The organism is Kumtagia ephedrae (genome assembly GCF_003012745.1).
GTDB lineage: Bacteria > Pseudomonadota > Alphaproteobacteria > Rhizobiales > Rhizobiaceae > Kumtagia > Kumtagia ephedrae.
Genome location: NZ_PXYK01000001.1, coordinates 272,638 through 288,674, shown reverse-complemented (window position 1 = coordinate 288,674; position 16,037 = coordinate 272,638). Strand labels below are relative to the sequence as shown.

Genomic DNA, 16,037 nt, shown 5'->3' with positions numbered 1-16,037 from the left:
TCGACCGCCACGCTGCGGCATCCCTCTTGGCGGCGCGGGGTCGTTTGCGCGCGCCGATTTCCGATAGACAGCGGAGCGGGCCATGCAGGACGTCAAGCCGCCCGAAATCGACGAGGATGGCAACGCGCTGCTCAGCGTCGACGAAGCGATCGCCATGGCGCGCGAGCTGGTGCGCAAGAAGCAGCTCAAGGCGGCGGCCGGGCTCCTTGAGAACGTCATCGAAATCGCCCCGGACAATGCCGATGCGCTGAGCTGCCTCGGGGTGGTGCGCTTTCATCTGCACGGTGCGGAAAGCAGCGTCGAGACGCTGAAGCGCGCGGCGAAGGTGGCGCCGCGCCATGCCGGCATCCGCAACAACCTCGGCAACGCCTATGTCGAGCTCGGCGATATCGACGCGGCCGTCAACGCTTACGACAAGGCGATCGAACTCGACCCCGATCTCGCCGATCCCTACTGCAATCTCGCCTCGATCGTGAAACACGCCGGCAATGTCGGCTTTGCCGAAAAGCTGCTGCGCAAGGCGGTGGAGGTCAATCCGGAGTTCGGCGTCGCCCACCAGAACCTCGCCGCCATCCTGCTCGACAGCGGCCGCGCCAGGGAGGCGATCGACCATTTCTGGAAGGCGATCGTGCATTGGCCCGACAAGGCCGTGCCGGCGCATTTCCTGGCGCTTGCCTACTGGTTCGCCGGGCTGAAGGACGTCGCCATCGACTTCGTGAAGAAGTGGGCCGATGCCAATCCCCACGACCCGCAGGCGCAGCACATGCGCGCCTCGATGACCGGCGAGAACGTGCCGGAACGGGCGCCCGACGTCTATGTCAGCAAGCTGTTCGACACGTTCGCGGGCTCGTTCGACGCCAAGCTGGAGAGCCTCGACTATCGTGCGCCGGAGATCGTCGGCGCCGCGGTGCGGGACGCGGTCGGCGCCGATGCGAGCGGACTTGCCGTGCTCGACGCCGGCTGCGGCACCGGCAAATGCGCGAAGCATCTCAAGCCGCATGCCGGGCGACTGGACGGTGTGGACCTGTCGGAGGGCATGCTCGCCAAGGCGGCGAAGCTCGGTGCCTACGACCGGCTGGACCGCGCTGAGCTGACCGCCTGCCTGCGGGCCCGGCCGGACGGCTACGACGTGATCGCCTCCGCCGACACGCTCTGCTATTTCGGCCGCCTCGAGGAATTCGCTGAAGGGGCGGCGAAGGCGCTCAGGCCCGGCGGCGTGCTGGTGTTCACCGTCGAGGCGATGGACGACGCGGACGGCTCGTTCCGGCTCGCCGTCAACGGCCGCTACACGCATTGCGAAGCCTATGTGCGGCGCTGCCTGGCGGCGGCGGGGTTTTCGGTGAGCTCTTGCGGGCGCGAGGCGCTGAGAAGCGAGAATGCCGAGCCAGTGATCGGGCTGGTCGTGACCGCGCGCAAGGCGGCGTGAGGTTTGGGATTCCGGTCGGGAAAACGCCTGTCGACCGCCACGCGGGCTCGTTTCGCCCGTTATCCCGTCGGAGATATCGGATTCTCATATCTCGGATCGGCCCGGTCGCATCGTCCAGGATCGTGTTCCGAGAGGTAGCGTAGCCGGCCGGCGGTTGCCGTCGGACCCGGCGTGCCGGGATGCCCTGCGTTTCCCGGATGACCGCGGCCGGCGTCTTCCCCGCCCACGCGCCGCCACTCCAGGACCGGCGTATCATGGACAAAGGTCGCCGGGAGTCCCTCAGGCGACCGCTCCGCCGCGGGCGATTGCTGAAAACGCCGGAGGCGTTTAATTCTGACAAGTCGGATTTGACATGAGGGAGCCACCGAAATGAAAAATACATCGAAATTCTGTCGAATTGCATCGATCGCCGGCGCGGTGATCGCGCTTTCACTGTCGTTCGGCGGCCCGGCCTGGTCCAATACGCAGATCGGCCTGCTCAAATGCGACACGTCGATAGGCATCGGCCAGATTCTCGTGCGCAAGCAGACGATGGCCTGCACGTTCACGCATACCAACGGCCAGGTCGAGAAGTACACCGGCACGATCCATCAATACGGCATCGAGCTCGGCGAGGTGGAGGAAGGGCATCTCGTCTGGGGCGTGTTCGCGGCCTCGCCCGCTCCGGGAAGCGGCCTGCTCGCCGGAAAATACGGCGGCGTCGCCGCTTCCGTCGCGGCTGGCATCGGGCTCGGCGTCGACGTTTTGGTCGGCGGCATCGGCAAGTCTTTCTCGCTGCAGCCGCTGGCGGTCGAGGGCGAGCCCGGCGTCGGCATCGCGGCCGGCGTCGAGGAGGTGGAGCTGGTCGCAGCGAAGTGAGGGGGGAGCGTTGCTCCAGGCGCTCGATATGCGGCGCGCCCGGCTCAGGGTGCGACGATCAGCGCACTCGCTTCTTATTACTTCGCAGAATTGCTTCCGTTATGCAGCGCTCCCCATACCGATCGAAGTGGCGATCGGAGGCTTGGCGATACGTTCTCGCACAGGTTTGGCGCGCGGCATTTGATGATGGGCAGCACCGTCGGGTTTGATGCGTGCGGCATTCCGACCGCCTTGAAGTCCGATGACGTGGACTTGTAGTCTCGCGACCGGCTATCGTTCACCCTCCCCTTGAGCACTCGCACTCAGGACAAGGAAGGAACAAGCTCGCCGACGTGAGCAGTGGGCTTAGGCGGGCGGGGCGCGGGACTCTTGACAGTCGATTTCCGCCCATAGACCTTGCTGCTGTGCAACATCTTTTGGGGAGGTATATCCCCGGCAGGAAACCTACACCCCCGTGACCGAAAAAAGGCCAATTGATAAACTGAGAGAGTCCGCCGGCGGCATGAACGTGGGTGATGTCTCCGACGGCGAAATCACCGGTATGATGACGATCGCTACGAGGCTCTACATCATCAAGGAGAAGGCCATCTACTTGATAGCTATGGCCGACGATATAGACCCACAGCGGACACGTGCGGATATACCAAACACACAGCAACTTGTCATCAATAGCGGGTCAGATTCTGAAATAGTTCGCCGAATTCTACTAACGGCACGAGAGTTGTTTAGAGAAAACCGACTGATCGAAGAGATTGAATGGAATTCTGTCCTTTTGAAGACTCTGGAAATTTCGAAGGATGCGATAGCTGCACAGGAAATTTTAGATGAATATATGAAGCTGAAGATAGTCGCCGATGCTTCGACCACCCCTCCGCAAGGGAGGGGATTTCGGATGCCCGCGATCCCCGGATTAGAGGCTCGGGTGAAGAGCTTTGTTCAGAAGATTGAGCACGTGGTTCAGGGTATCTATAAGACCTGCATGCTATTTTATCCGGACGAAATGCGGAAAGCCGGTAAGTTTCTAGAAGGTTTTGCGACGGTGGTCGAGGCTCGCTACAGCGAGCAGGACCAATTTACTCTGTTTGCCAAGAATCTTGCGAATTTCGGAAAGCTCATTCGGAACGTCCGCCATTGCATCGAGCATCCAAATATAACGCAACGGCTCGAACTACGAGACTATCAATTGACGGCTGATCGCATCCTTGAGGAGCCGATGATCCGGGTTATTCATGATGAGACGCCGATTGAGCGCGTGCCCGTCGGCGAATTCATGCAGGAAATAATGGCCCAGTTGCTCAACGGAACGGAACTTCTGTTGGCGTATCTCGCTGCAAGACACACGGCAACAACGAGCCATTTTTTCGTCGTAGTAGGGGAGATACCAGAGGATCAGCGAGGAAGTGACGGGGTCCGTTTTGGATACCTGATCAATATTGGAGGGGTGCTGCAACGGCTCGGATAGTTGCCGTTTGCTGGAATGCCCACCGGGCAGCGAGCTTTGGGCGGCAGGCAAGCATCGGGCGGCCGGGTAAAGTAGGATGACACTTCGTCGTCTAAATCGAAGCCGACGCTATCGTCGACGACATACGGGCCGCCTTTCATCATCCAGGGCACCACGACAGCGGGAACATCGCCGCCGTCTGAAGGATAGTGACGCCCCGGTTGCAGCCCACGCAAAAATATGCGTTTATACCCTGAGAAAAGCTTTTCCCAACACGCCGGCGCTTCCTGATCCGGCTTGTTGCGGGAGGATTGAGAAAAGCTTTTCCCAAGAAGAACGATGCGAGCTGGCCAAAGGGAGGAACCTATGAGCTTGCGTTTATGGAAGGCCGCGCTGGCGGGCCTGCTGGCGGCGGTCGCGCTGCCGGCGCTGGCCGAGGACCTGCAGATGTGGGAGCGCAGCGGCGGCAATGCCGGCATGGTCGACGCGCTGGTCGCGGCCTGGAACGAGAAGAACCCCGACCGCAAGATCAACCTGACCTACATCCCGCATACCGACATGGTGCCGAAGATCGCCCAGGCGATCGCCTCGGGCGAGGTGCCCGACCTGATGGGCATGGACCTGATCTACGGGCCGCAGTTCGAGGCGGCGGGGCAGCTCGTCGACATCACCGACAAGGTCAAGGACTGGCCCGAGCTGAAAACCGCCGTTCAAGGCCACATGGCGGTGTCGACCTATGAGGGCCGGATCTACGGCGTGCCGCTCTATGCCGACGTGTCGGCGCTGTTCTACAACAAGGACCTGTTCAGGAAGGCCGGGCTCGACCCGGAGAAGCCGCCGACGAATCTGGCCGAGATCCGCGAGTATGCCGACAAGATCACCGCGCTCGGCGGCGACGTAAAGGGCTATTTCCTGGCCGGCTCCTGCGCCGGCTGCAACATCTTCACCGTAGCCCCGCTGATGTGGGCAGCCGGCGCCACCGTCGAGCCGGAAGCCGCCAATGGCGAGCCGCTCGACGGCGACGGCGTCAAGGAAGTGCTGCAATGGGCCCGCGACATGGTCAAGGCGGGCAACGTGCACGAGGACGCGCGCGCCGAGACGGGCGAGACGTTCCACCTGCGCTTCGGCTCCGGCAAGATCGGCATGATGGGCACCGGCAACTTCAACATCACGCTGGCCAAGGAGCAGAATCCGTCGATGGATTTCGGCATCGCGCTGCTGCCGGGCGTGACCAGCGGCCAGGTCTCGTCGTTTGCCGGCGGCGACATCGTCACCATCCCCAAGGGCAGCAAGCGCGTCGACGACGCGGTCGACTTCATGAAGTTCCTGCTGTCAGACGAGACCCAGGTCGAGGTCTACGCAAAAATGCTGAACATGACGACGCGCGGCGACATGACCGAGAACAAGTATTTCGCCGCCGAGCCCAAGGTGCAGCAGGTGGCCAAGGCGATCGCGGTCGCCAAGACCCCCTACACGCTGAAGTTCTTCGAGCTGATCAACTCGCCGCAGGGACCGTGGCTGCAGATGCTGCAGCGCGCCTATTACGAGGACACCGACCTCGACACGATCATTGCCGATGCCAAGGCGCAGATGAAGGCGATCGCCGCCGAATAAAGGCGTGCTTCGCCGAGGGCCGCGGCGGCGCCTGGGGCCGGCGCCGCGGCCCGTTTCGAGCAATCCTGTCCGGCTCGCCCGGACGCGCAGCCGAGCAGGTCCATGCAGAGCGGTAAAAGCAGATATGTCGGGCTTCTCTACGTCGCGCCGGCGCTCGCCTTCGTGCTGGTCTTCACCCTCTATCCGCTCGCCCAGATGGCGTGGATGTCGCTGCACAATTGGTCGCTGATCGCCGACAAGAAGTTCATCGGCTTCGGCAATTTCGTGCGGGCGTGGAACGATCCGCAGTTCTGGACCTCGCTCGGCTTCACGCTGAAATACACGCTGCTGATCACGCCGATCCTGATGATCGCCGGCTACCTCATCGCGCTGCTGACGGCCGAGAACCGGCCGCTCCGGCAATTCACCCGCAGCGTTGTGTTCGCGCCGGTGGTGATCGGGCTCGGCGCCTCCAGCCTGCTCTGGTACTGGCTGTTCAGCTATGATTTCGGGCTGATCAACCGGGCGCTGATCGATCTCGGCGTGATCGCCAGGCCCGTCGTCTGGTTCGGCGCCGACGCCGACATCTCGATGTGGGCGGTGATCGCCTCGATCGTCTGGAAGGTGGTCGGCTTCGGCACCATCCTGTTCGTCGCCGCCATCCACGCCATTCCGCAGGACATCGGCGAGGCGGCCATGGTCGACGGCGCCAGCTACTGGCAGCGCGTGCGCATGATCGTCCTGCCGCTCACCGCCCGGACCATCCTGCTGGTCACGCTGGTCAGCGTCATCGGCTCGCTGCTCGCCTTCGACCAGTTCTACATCATGACGGCCGGCCAGCCGCGTAACCTGACGGCGACGTCGGTGTTCCTGATCTACCTGAACTCCTTCCCCTATCTGAAGCTCGGCTACGGCGCGGCGCTGTCGCTGATCCTCGCCGGCATCATCCTGGTCTGCACGGTTTTGCAGATGCTGCTCAGCCGCAGGAGCCACGCATGAGCGCCTTCGACGACGCCGCGATGCGCGACCTGGCGCGGTCCCCAGCCCACCGCGGGGCAAGGGCGGGGCTGGTGGCCGGCTTCGTCGAGGGCAGGCAGAAATACCTCGTCGCCGCGCTCTGCGTGGCGCTGTGCACGGTCATGCTGCTGCCGCTGGTCGCCTCGGTGCTCGCCTCGCTGAAGTCGACGCAGGAGGCGGCCGCGGTGCCGCCGGCCTATTTTCCGCATGCCCTCAGCCTCGACAGCTACGAGCGCCTGTGGAACTACCAGGCCGGCCTGCCGACCTATTTCGCCAACAGCCTGGGTGCGGCGCTGCTCACCATCGTCTTCTGCCTGGCGCTGACTGTGCCCGCCGGCTACGGGCTGGCGAAATTCCGCATTCCCGGCAAGGAGGCGCTGTTCGTCATCCTCCTGCTCGGCCTGATCGTGCCCTATCAGGCGCTGCTGACGCCGCTGTTCTTCCTGTTCGTCGAGCTAAAACTGCACAACTCCCTGGTCGGGCTGGCCATCGTGCATACCGCCATCCAGCTGCCGTTCAGCATCTATGTCATGCGCAACGCCTTCGAGGCGGTGCCGCGCGAGCTGGAGGAAGCCGCCATCATGGACGGCTGCAACAGTTTTCAGGTGCTGACGCGCATCTGCCTGCCGGCGGTGGTGCCGGCGATGATCACGGTGTCGCTGTTCGCCTTCATCACCTCGTGGAACGAGTTGTTGGCGGCGCTGGTGATCATGAACAAGGATTCCTCCTTCACCCTGCCGCTGATCCTCGCGGCGGCCCGGCAGCAGACCAGCATCGGCGGCACCGACTGGGGCATGCTGCAGGCCGGCATCACCATCTCGATCATCCCCTGCATGGCCTTCTACCTGCTCTTGCAGAAATACTACATGGCCGGCTTCCTCAACGGCGCGGTCAAGTAGCATGCAGGATTCCGACCCGCCGGTTGTGGAAACGCGTGTGCCGGGCGCCGCCTTCGGCGGGGCACCGACCATCCGCGATGTCGCGCGCATCGCCAACGTGTCGATCGGCACGGCGTCGAAGGCGCTGAACGCCGGCGGGCGCCTCAGCCAGGAAACCCGCGAAAAGGTGCTGCGCGTCGCCCGCGAGATCGGCTATCGGCCGAACGACCTGGCGCAGAGCCTGCACCGGGCGAAGTCGCGCACCATCGGCATCATCTCCAACGACAGTTTCGGCCGCTTCACCTTCCCGATCGTCGAGGCGCTGGAGAACCGGCTGGCCGAGGAGGGGATCGCGGTGTTCATGTGCAACGCCACCGACGACCCGGCGCGCGAGCGCCAGCATCTCGACCAGTTGCTGGGCAAGCGCATCGACGGGCTGGTGGTGACGGCGCGGCGTGCCGACAAGCGTCCGCCGATCGGGCCGCTGGCGCACGGGCTGCCCGTCGTCTACGTGTTCTCGCAGGCCGACGATCCCGCCGCGCTGTCGCTGCTTCCCGACGACGTGGGCGGGGCGGTGCTGGCGGTCGGCCATCTCTCCGCGCTCGGGCGAAAACGCATCGCCCACATCACCGGGCCGGAGCATTTCGAGGCGGTGCGGCTGCGGCGACAAGGCTATCGCTCCGCCCTGTCCCGGGCGGGGCTTGCCGAGGTCGACGGCTTCTACCGCCCGGGCGTCTGGTCGGAAGCCTGGGGCAGGGAGGTGGCCGCGGAGCTTTTCGCGCGGCGGGAAAAGCCCGACGCCATCTTCTGCGGCAACGACCAGATCGCCCGCGGCGCCGCCGACGCCTTGCGCGAGATGGGGGTCGCGGTGCCCGGCGACGTCGCCATCGTCGGCTTCGACAATTGGGACGTGATGGCGCTGGCGACGCGGCCGCCGCTCACCAGCATCGACATGAACCTGAAGGCGCTGGGCCGCGAGGCCGGCGACAGCCTGCTCGAGATGATCGCAGGCCGAAAACTGAGCGGCGTCGAGCGCCGGCCGTGCTCGCTGGTGGTGCGCGCGTCGTCTGTAGGGGGAGGCGGGGGGTGAGCCGAGCGCGTCTTTCAGCCCCACACCTAACTCCTCCCTATAAGGCAGGGCAATCGCATGTGGCAAACGGCGAAGAATGCGGTGGTGGCTTACCCCACCCCTAACCCCTCCCCACAAGGGGGAGGGGACTTTGCTGCCGGAATGCCATGCGAAACCGTTGACGATTGTCGCCTGGCGGAGAGGCCAGCCAGTCCCCCTCCCCCTTGTGGGGAGGGGTTAGGGGTGGGGGTGAGCTCATACGCGATTGCCCTGCCCACAAGGACGAGGGGCTAGAGGTGGCTTCGAAAGGAGAGACATGATGGGCACGTTCAGGCCGGTTCGTTTCGTCGACGTGGCGCTGGAGGGGCAGTTCTGGCGCGAGCGGCTGGAGACGGTGCTGACGAAGACCATCCCGAGCCAGCACGTCCAGCTCGGCAGGCACGGCATCCTGGAGGCGCTGACCCTGCCGAACCCGCCGCCGCCGCTGCGTTTCCCCCGCAACGAGCACAATTTCACCGTGCAGGTGTTTTGGGATTCCGACGTCGGAAAATGGATCGAGGCGGCGTCCTATGCGCTGTCGCACCGCCGCGACGCCGCCATCGAGGCCAAGATCGAAGCGATCACCGACGATCTCGAGATCGCGCAGGCGGCGGACGGCTATCTCAACTGCTGGTACCTGCAGCGCGAGCCGGACAAACGCTGGACCAATTTGCGTGACAATCACGAGCTCTACAATCTCGGCCACCTGCTGGAGGGCGGCATCGCCTATTTCCTGGCGACTGGCCGACGCCGGCTGCTCGGCATTCTTGAGCGTTATGTCGAGCATGTGCGGAAAACCTTCGGGCCGGAGCCGGGCCAGAAGCGCGGCTATGACGGCCACCAGGAGATCGAGCTGGCGCTGGTCAAGCTCTATCGCCTCACCGGCGAGCGCAGACATCTCGATCTTGCCGCCTATTTTATCGACGAACGCGGCCGAAAACCGCATTATTTCGACCAGGAAGCGGTCGATCGCGGCGAAAAACCGACGGACTTCTGGGCAAAAAGCTACGAGTACAACCAATCGCACAAGCCGGTGCGCGAGCAGACCAAGGTGGTCGGCCACGCGGTCCGGGCGATGTACATGTTCTCCGCCATGGCCGATCTCGCCGCCGAGTTGAACGACGAAAGTCTGAAACGCGCCTGCGAGGTGCTGTGGGCCGACGTCATGGCCTCCAAGATCTATATCACCTCCGGCCTCGGCCCGGCCGCCGCGAACGAGGGTTTCACCGAGGACTACGACCTGCCCAACGACACGGCCTATGCCGAGACCTGCGCATCGGTGGCGCTGATCTTCTGGGCGCAGCGCATGCTGCATCTCGACCTCGACGGAAATTATGCCGACATGCTGGAGCAGGCCCTGTTCAACAATGCGCTGGGTGGCCTGTCGCGCGACGGCGAGCATTATTTCTACTCCAACCCGCTGGACAGCGACGGCCGCCACAGCCGCTGGGCCTGGCACACCTGCCCGTGCTGCACGATGAACGCCTCGCGCCTGATCGCCTCGGTCGGCGGCTATTTCGTCTCGGCGAGCGACGATGCCGTCGCCTTCCATCTCTATGGCGGCATTTCGACGGAGGTCGACCTGGCCGGTGGCAAGGTTCTCCTGCGCGAGACCAGCGCCTATCCGTGGTCAGGCTCGATCCGCATCGAGGTGACCCCGCAGGCGCCTTTTGACTTCACGGTGAAGCTGCGCATCCCCGGCTGGGCCGGTGGCGCCGAGGTTTCGGTCAATGGCGAACCGGTCGAGGTCGCCGTCTCGGTGGAGAACGGCTACCTGTCGGTCTCGCGCCTCTGGCAAGCCGGCGACAGGATCGCGCTGGAGCTGCCGATGCCGGCCGAGCGCATCTACGCCCATCCGCTGGTGAAGGAGAATGTCGGCCGGGTGGCGCTGAAGCGCGGGCCGCTCGTCTACTGCGTCGAGGAGACCGACAATCCCGGCGGGCGCGTCCAGCAGCTGCAGCTGCCGCAGGACGCCAGTATCGATGTCGAGGAACGCCGCGACCTGTTCGACGGCATCGTCGTTCTCGCGGCGGATGCCCGGCGACTGACGGACGCCGGCTGGGATCAGTCGCTCTACCGCACCCGGCCTCCCGAAGCGCAGCCGGCTCGGCTGACGGCGGTACCCTACTATCTCTGGAACAACCGGGAGAAGGGGTCGATGCAGGTCTGGATTTCGGAGGGTTGAAGCGGCGGCTTCCGATCCGGGAGCCGTTCAGGCCTGCGAGCGCGTCATAGTGAAATCGGCTGCGTCCGGACGGGCGGCAAACCATGGCTGAATTAGAGAGCAAGACGTCGAGCCTGCCTCAAATGGGCGATGCGGGACAGGCCGCTAGACGATTCCATGCTTTCTCAGAAGCGCCTGCTCGTCGCCCGACACCCAGCCGAAAACCTTCGGCCCGCCGTCCAGCGTCTGAACGAGATAGTGGACGTCGAAATCGATCGCTGTGTCCGGCTGGTCCTTGCGGGCATAGGTTGCGGTCCAGGCGACATGCGCCACGCAATGAAGTTCGTCTATTTCGGAGAGGCGGATTTGGCGTATCCGCATCTCCTTGGTGCCTATCGCCCGATAGTGCGCATAGCCTTGCGCCATGACCTGCTTGAGCCGGTCGTCGTTCTTTCCCGTCATGACCCCGGCGGGCGAGGCCGCGATGAAGTCGGAGGCATACAGCGATGCGATCTCATCCGTGTCCATGTCGCCGCCGAGGGACCGATTGAAAAAACGCTCGTATCGCTCGAACAGCTTCCTTACGGCACTCTCCATCGGCCTGGTCTCCGATTGCGGTCTGGCAGTATGGCTGCAATGACTGCGCCCACCAATAGGGGCTCCTGCCGCAATGAGGGCATCGGAAATACCCCCACCCCTACCTCTCCCCTCAAGGGGGAGGGGCTGGCTGGCTTGTCCTCTTGACGCCAATCGTCGACGATTTTGCGCGGCAGGGCGTTCGCCAAGTACCCCTCCCCTTGAGGGGGAGGGGTAGGGGTGGGGGTGTCGTGCGGCGGACGGTTCCCGAATTTTTCGTATGCGACTATCTTCACAGCGCAATGAGGGCAATCGCACTTACCCCCGCAGCCGCTTGCCTTCCGGATCGAAAAGCGGCCGCTCCAGCAGCACCGCGTCGTGCGGCCGGCCGAGGATGGCGACGTGCAGCGCGTCGCCGGGTTTCGCCGAGCCGGCCTTGATGTAGCCAAGCGCGAGCGATTTTCCGACGAAATAGCCATAGGCGCCCGACGTCACCTGGCCGACCGGCGTGCCGTCGGGCAAAAAGATAGGCTCGCCGCCGGTGGCGTCCGCATCCCTCGCCTCGATGGCGATCGTGACCAGCGTGTCGCGGGCGGGGCGATCGGCCAGCGCGGCATAGGCGTCGCGGTTGAGGAAGTCGCCCTTGTCCAGCTTGATCAGGCGGTCGAAGCCGGTCTCCTGTGGCCAGTATTCCGGCGAATATTCGCGGCCCCAGCTGCCATACCCCTTCTCCACCCGCAGCGACATCAGCGCCCGCGAGCCGACCGGTCCGGCGCCGAGCTCGCGCCCGGCTTCGAGCAGCGCGCCATAGAGCGCGACCTGGTCGTCGGCCGCGCAATGCAGCTCCCAGCCGAGGTCACCGGTGAAGGAGACGCGCAGCGCCACCGCGTCGATGCCGGCGACCGTGATGCGGCGCGAGCGCATGAACGGGAAGGCGACGCTGGACAGATCGTCGTTGGTGAGGCGCGAAAGCAGCTCGCGCGATTTCGGCCCGGCGACGTTGAAGCCGCACAGCGCCTCGGTGCGCGAGCGGAATGTTGTGCCTTCGGGCAGCGGCACCGCCTGGAAAAAGCGCTGATGATAGCGCTCGGCCATGCCGGAGCCGATCACCATGAATTCGTCGGCACCGAGCCGCGTCACCGTGAAATCGCCGGCGATGCCGCCGCGCCTGCCGATCAGCGGCGTCAGGCAGGAGCGGCCGATCCCGGTCGGCATGTGGTTGGCGAACAGCGCGTTCAGCCAGGCCTCGGCGCCCGGGCCGCGAACCTCGTATTTGGCGAAGTTGGAGATGTCGATGATGCCGGCGTTCTCGCGCAGCATGCGCGCCTCGCGCCCGACCGGTTCCCACCAGTTCTGCCTGGAAAAACCGACCGTCTCCTCGCGCGGCTCGCCCTCGGCGGAAAACCACAAGGGATGCTCCCAGCCGAAATTCAGGCCGAAGACCGCGCCCATGTCCTTCTGCATCGCATAGGCGGGCCGCGTGCGCACCGGCCGGCCGGCGGCGCGCTCCTCGTTGGGGAAGTGGATCTTGAAGCGGTGGCTGTACTGGTCCTGCACCCGTGCTTTGGTAAAAGCCTTGCCGGCCCAGCCGCCGAAGCGGGCGAGATCCCAGCCGAACATGTCGAGCGACGGCTCGCCCTCGATCATCCACTCGGCGGCGAGCCGTCCCAGCCCGCCCGATTGCGAGAAGCCGGGGATGATACCGTTGCAGCAGAAATAGTTGGAGAGTTCCGGAACCGGGCCGAACAGGGCGGCGCTGTCGGGCGACCAGATCATCGGACCGTTGATCACCCGCTTCACCCCCGCCGTGCCGGCCGCCGGCACGCGGGCGATGGCGCGCATCATGTTCTCCTCGATGCGCCCGAGGTCGTCGGGGAAGAGTTCGTGGCCGAAGTCTTGCGGCGTGCCGTCTTCGGCCCAGAATTTCATGTCGCGCTCATAGGCGCCGATCAGCAGCCCGAGCCCTTCCTGGCGCAGGTAATATTCGCCGTCGCGGTCGGCGACCGAGGGCAGGCGCCGGCCGAGCGCTGCGATCTCGGGAATGGTCTCGGTGACGAAATACTGGTGCTCGGTCGGAATCAGCGGCAGCTCGATCCCCGCCATCGCCGCCACCTCGCGCCCCCACAGGCCGGCGGCATTGACAACCCAGTCGGTGCGGATGTCGCCCTTCGGCGTGCGCACGATCCACGAGCCGTCCGGCTGGGACTCCGTGCCAATGACGGGGGTGAAGCGGTGGATTTCGGCGCCGCGCTGGCGGGCGCCGGCGGCATAGGCCATGGTCACGCCGGACGGGTCGACATTGCCGCCTTCCGGCTCGTACATGATGCAGCGGACGCCGTCGAAATCGACCAGCGGGTGCAGCCGCTCGGCCTCGTCGCGGCCTATCCCGAAAAAGTTCATCCCGTAGCGGCGCGCCTTGGCTTCCTGCAGGCGCAGCTGGTGCTCGCGCGCCTCGGTCTGGGCGAGGTAGAGCGAGCCCGGCTGGAAGATGCCGCAGCCCTGGCCGGTCTCCGCCTCCAGCTCCTTGTAGAGCGCCATGGTGTAGTGCTGCAGCCGGCTGATGTTGGTGGAATCGTGCAGCCCGTGGATGTTGGCGGCGGCATGCCAGGTGGAGCCGGACGTCAGCTCGTCGCGCTCGAGAAGCACGACGTCGCTCCAGCCGAGCTTGGCGAGGTGGTAGAGGATGGAGCAGCCGACCAGCCCGCCGCCGATGACGACTGCCTGTGCATGAGTGCGCATTCCCGAATCCTCCTGCGCCGCCGTCGCGGCGGGGCGCGGGCGGACAAGGAAGGAGTGGGCGCCCGCCTGGATGCCCCTGAATTGCTGATGGTTGCTATGTAGAGAACGCAGCGAAGTGCTGTAAAGTCGAGCTGCTGGCAGGATCGCTTGGGAATGGCCAATAAAAACGGGGTCATAGAGCCTCGGAAAATGGCCCGTGACGTTACTCGTTCTCCGCCTGCGCCCGCGCCAGGATCCACTCCTTCACTGTCTTCACGACATTGCCTTTCGACAGCCGGCTCTCCGACAGGTAGTACGTCCACGGGCTGGGCGGCCGCACCGGGAACGGTTCGACGAGCAGGCCACGCTCCAGATAGCGCCGGGCGAGCGACAGCTGGGTGGCGACGCAGCCGGCGCCGTTCGCCGCGAGCTCCAGCGCGATGTTGGAGGAGTTGGTGGCAAATCCCTTGTCGCGCTCCGAAATGTCGATGCCCAGCGCCTCACCCATGCACTGCCAGTATTCCTGCCGGCCGTGGACGGAGATCCGGTCGAGCTTCAGGATGTCGGGAGGCGCCTGCAGGATGCCGGCAAAGGTGGGCGCGCACAGCAGCACCAGCCGGTCGTCCCACAGGACGACGCTGTCGGGCGGGCGGTCGTCGAAGCGCCGCGTCGAGACGACGAGATCGGCCAGCGGCTCGGTGAGGTCGTCCCAGATGGTCCCGTGCAGCACCACCTCGATGGCCGGATGCTCGCGGCGGAAGGCGGCCATGCAGCCCGCCAGCCAGTTTTCCGCAAGGCTGGTCGGGCAGGAGACGACGACGGTCCTCTTGCGCGCCGAAGCGACCACCGCCTCGGTCGCCTGGTCGATCTGGTCGAGCGCTTGCCGCAAAGTGGGCAGGAAGGCTTCGCCCATCTCGGTGAGCTTCAGGCTGCGCGGATAGCGGATGAAGAGCTGCCGGCCGATATGCTGCTCGAGCGAGCGGATATGGGCGCTGATCGCCGCCTGCGTGTAGCCAAGTTCCTTCGCTGCCGTGGTGAAGCTCAGATGCCTGGCCGCGCATTCGAACGAGCGGATGTAGGTGAGCGGGGGCGGCGGCTTCATAGCGAACCTGACGGGCTGGCCGGTCGTGCGGTCAACTTCGCCCGAACTGCGCGCGCTCGAAGAAGAGCACGATCACCAGGGCGAAGGCCAGCGGGACGATGAGATAGAAGAGGCGGAAGACCAATAGCGCCGCCAGCACCGCGACCGGGTCCATCTGCGACAGACCGGCCAGGAAAACGATCTCCAGCACGCCCAGTCCACCCGGCGCGTGCGAGATCAGCGCCGCCGAGAAGGAGACGACGAAGACGCCGAGCACCACCAGGAAGCCCGGATTGCCGACTTCCGGCAGCGCAAAATAGATGATGCCGGCCGCGCCGATCAGCTCCACCGGCGCGATCAGCAGCTGGCGCGCCACGATCGGCAGGCGGGGATAATGGATGGCGAACTTGCCGAGCTTGAGCGGGCGGAGCCGCAGCCAGCTGCCGAAGACGTAGAGCGCGACCAGCAGCAGGATGACGAAGCCGGAGAGGCGTGTCGCCGAGACCGGCAGGAAGTCGAGGAAGTTGTCGAAGACCTGCGGCTCGATGATCAGCAGGAAGGCGGTGAGCATCACGGCGCCGAGGGCGAAGGTGAAGGAGCAGAGCGCGACGAGCACGCCCACTTCCTGCGCCGACAGGCCCTGCGAGGCATAGGCGCGATAGCGGATCACCGCGCCGGACAGCACCGATCCGCCGATGTTGTGCGACAGCGCGTAGGTTGTAAACGAGCACAGCGTGATGAAGCCGAACGGCACCCTGCGGCCGAGATGGGTGAGCGCGATGTGGTCGTAGCCGGCGAGCGCCGCATAGGCCAGCGCCGAACTGGCGGCGGCCAGCAGCCAGCGATGCGCCGGGATGGCCGCGAGGCTGTCGCCAAGATCCTCGAGCGATATGCCCCTCAGCTCGTTGTAGAGCAGCCATATCGAGAAAGCGACGGCGCACAGGCCGACCATCGGCCAGAAATAGGTCTTCAGTTTGGTCACGTGGCGATCACCGGATCGTTCATCCGCCTCCGTTCGTCTGCTCATGCCGGGATCGCCGAACGATAGGACGGCCGGACAGGCGCCCGCAAGTTGCGGCGACAATCGGATCGGGCCCCCTTGGTGATCCCCATGGGCGCTGGTATGGTCATTGCAACGCAAAGTATAGGGCCCGCAGCGACATCCTTCAGCGCGGCG

Annotated in this window: 12 protein-coding genes; 8 read left to right on the top strand and 4 right to left on the bottom strand. The window is 64.9% G+C overall.

From position 1 onward, the window contains the following. Positions 1–82: 82 nt before the first annotated feature. From C7I84_RS01460 to C7I84_RS01425, 8 genes are all read left to right on the top strand, one after another. On the top strand, positions 83–1,426 hold the full coding sequence (locus tag C7I84_RS01460; protein ID WP_106770357.1) for a tetratricopeptide repeat protein: 1,344 nt from the start codon (positions 83–85) through the stop codon (positions 1,424–1,426). A 369-nt stretch (positions 1,427–1,795) separates the two neighbouring features. Continuing rightward, a complete protein-coding gene (locus C7I84_RS01455) occupies positions 1,796–2,284 on the top strand; it encodes a DUF992 domain-containing protein (RefSeq protein WP_106770356.1) in 489 nt (162 codons plus the stop codon). A gap of 454 nt (positions 2,285–2,738) precedes the next feature. After that, entirely contained in the window at positions 2,739–3,746 is a 1,008-nt protein-coding gene (locus tag C7I84_RS01450) for a hypothetical protein (protein WP_106770355.1), read from the top strand. A 345-nt stretch (positions 3,747–4,091) separates the two neighbouring features. Then, the gene (locus C7I84_RS01445; protein WP_106770354.1) at positions 4,092–5,339 is read left to right on the top strand and encodes an ABC transporter substrate-binding protein; all 1,248 of its coding nucleotides are present in this window, start codon (positions 4,092–4,094) and stop codon (positions 5,337–5,339) included. 102 nt (positions 5,340–5,441) lie between these two features. Beyond that, a complete protein-coding gene (locus C7I84_RS01440; RefSeq protein ID WP_106770353.1) occupies positions 5,442–6,317 on the top strand; it encodes a carbohydrate ABC transporter permease in 876 nt (291 codons plus the stop codon). Beyond that, complete coding sequence (locus C7I84_RS01435; RefSeq protein WP_106770352.1) at positions 6,314–7,234, top strand: carbohydrate ABC transporter permease; 921 nt, start codon at positions 6,314–6,316, stop codon at positions 7,232–7,234. The genes C7I84_RS01440 and C7I84_RS01435 overlap by 4 nt, the downstream gene beginning before the upstream one ends. A 1-nt stretch (position 7,235) precedes the next feature. After that, a complete protein-coding gene (locus C7I84_RS01430) occupies positions 7,236–8,303 on the top strand; it encodes a LacI family DNA-binding transcriptional regulator (protein WP_106770351.1) in 1,068 nt (355 codons plus the stop codon). Positions 8,304–8,601: 298 nt separating this feature from the next. Continuing rightward, the gene (locus C7I84_RS01425; protein ID WP_106770350.1) at positions 8,602–10,506 is read left to right on the top strand and encodes a glycoside hydrolase family 127 protein; all 1,905 of its coding nucleotides are present in this window, start codon (positions 8,602–8,604) and stop codon (positions 10,504–10,506) included. A 144-nt stretch (positions 10,507–10,650) separates the two neighbouring features. On the opposite strand, the gene C7I84_RS01420 is transcribed toward C7I84_RS01425, so the two are convergent. The 4 genes from C7I84_RS01420 to C7I84_RS01405 all read right to left on the bottom strand — a co-directional run bounded on the left by C7I84_RS01420 (position 10,651) and on the right by C7I84_RS01405 (position 15,812). Next, a complete protein-coding gene (locus C7I84_RS01420) occupies positions 10,651–11,082 on the bottom strand; it encodes a hypothetical protein (RefSeq protein WP_106770349.1) in 432 nt (143 codons plus the stop codon). 297 nt (positions 11,083–11,379) lie between these two features. Next, positions 11,380–13,800 carry a GcvT family protein gene (locus C7I84_RS01415; protein WP_106770348.1) on the bottom strand — a complete coding sequence of 807 codons (2,421 nt, stop codon included), beginning with the start codon at positions 13,798–13,800 and terminating at the stop codon, positions 11,380–11,382. Between the two features lie 202 nt (positions 13,801–14,002). Continuing rightward, positions 14,003–14,881: a LysR substrate-binding domain-containing protein gene (locus C7I84_RS01410; protein WP_106770347.1), complete on the bottom strand. Its 879-nt coding sequence runs from the start codon at positions 14,879–14,881 to the stop codon at positions 14,003–14,005. Positions 14,882–14,912: 31 nt separating this feature from the next. After that, positions 14,913–15,812, bottom strand: coding sequence for a lysylphosphatidylglycerol synthase domain-containing protein (locus tag C7I84_RS01405; RefSeq protein ID WP_245428282.1), 900 nt, complete (start codon positions 15,810–15,812; stop codon positions 14,913–14,915). Between the last annotated feature and the right edge of the window lie 225 nt (positions 15,813–16,037).

What these genes read in the sequence shown, in the direction of transcription:
- C7I84_RS01435 (WP_106770352.1), top strand. Translation starts at nt 6,314, where the DNA reads ATGAGCGCCTTCGACGACGCCGCGATGCGCGACCTGGCGCGGTCCCCA.
- C7I84_RS01460 (WP_106770357.1), top strand. Translation starts at nt 83, where the DNA reads ATGCAGGACGTCAAGCCGCCCGAAATCGACGAGGATGGCAACGCGCTG.
- C7I84_RS01440 (WP_106770353.1), top strand. Translation starts at nt 5,442, where the DNA reads ATGCAGAGCGGTAAAAGCAGATATGTCGGGCTTCTCTACGTCGCGCCG.
- C7I84_RS01420 (WP_106770349.1), bottom strand. Translation starts at nt 11,082, where the DNA reads ATGGAGAGTGCCGTAAGGAAGCTGTTCGAGCGATACGAGCGTTTTTTC.
- C7I84_RS01410 (WP_106770347.1), bottom strand. Translation starts at nt 14,881, where the DNA reads ATGAAGCCGCCGCCCCCGCTCACCTACATCCGCTCGTTCGAATGCGCG.
- C7I84_RS01455 (WP_106770356.1), top strand. Translation starts at nt 1,796, where the DNA reads ATGAAAAATACATCGAAATTCTGTCGAATTGCATCGATCGCCGGCGCG.
- C7I84_RS01425 (WP_106770350.1), top strand. Translation starts at nt 8,602, where the DNA reads ATGGGCACGTTCAGGCCGGTTCGTTTCGTCGACGTGGCGCTGGAGGGG.
- C7I84_RS01415 (WP_106770348.1), bottom strand. Translation starts at nt 13,800, where the DNA reads ATGCGCACTCATGCACAGGCAGTCGTCATCGGCGGCGGGCTGGTCGGC.
- C7I84_RS01445 (WP_106770354.1), top strand. Translation starts at nt 4,092, where the DNA reads ATGAGCTTGCGTTTATGGAAGGCCGCGCTGGCGGGCCTGCTGGCGGCG.
- C7I84_RS01430 (WP_106770351.1), top strand. Translation starts at nt 7,236, where the DNA reads ATGCAGGATTCCGACCCGCCGGTTGTGGAAACGCGTGTGCCGGGCGCC.
- C7I84_RS01405 (WP_245428282.1), bottom strand. Translation starts at nt 15,812, where the DNA reads ATGGTCGGCCTGTGCGCCGTCGCTTTCTCGATATGGCTGCTCTACAAC.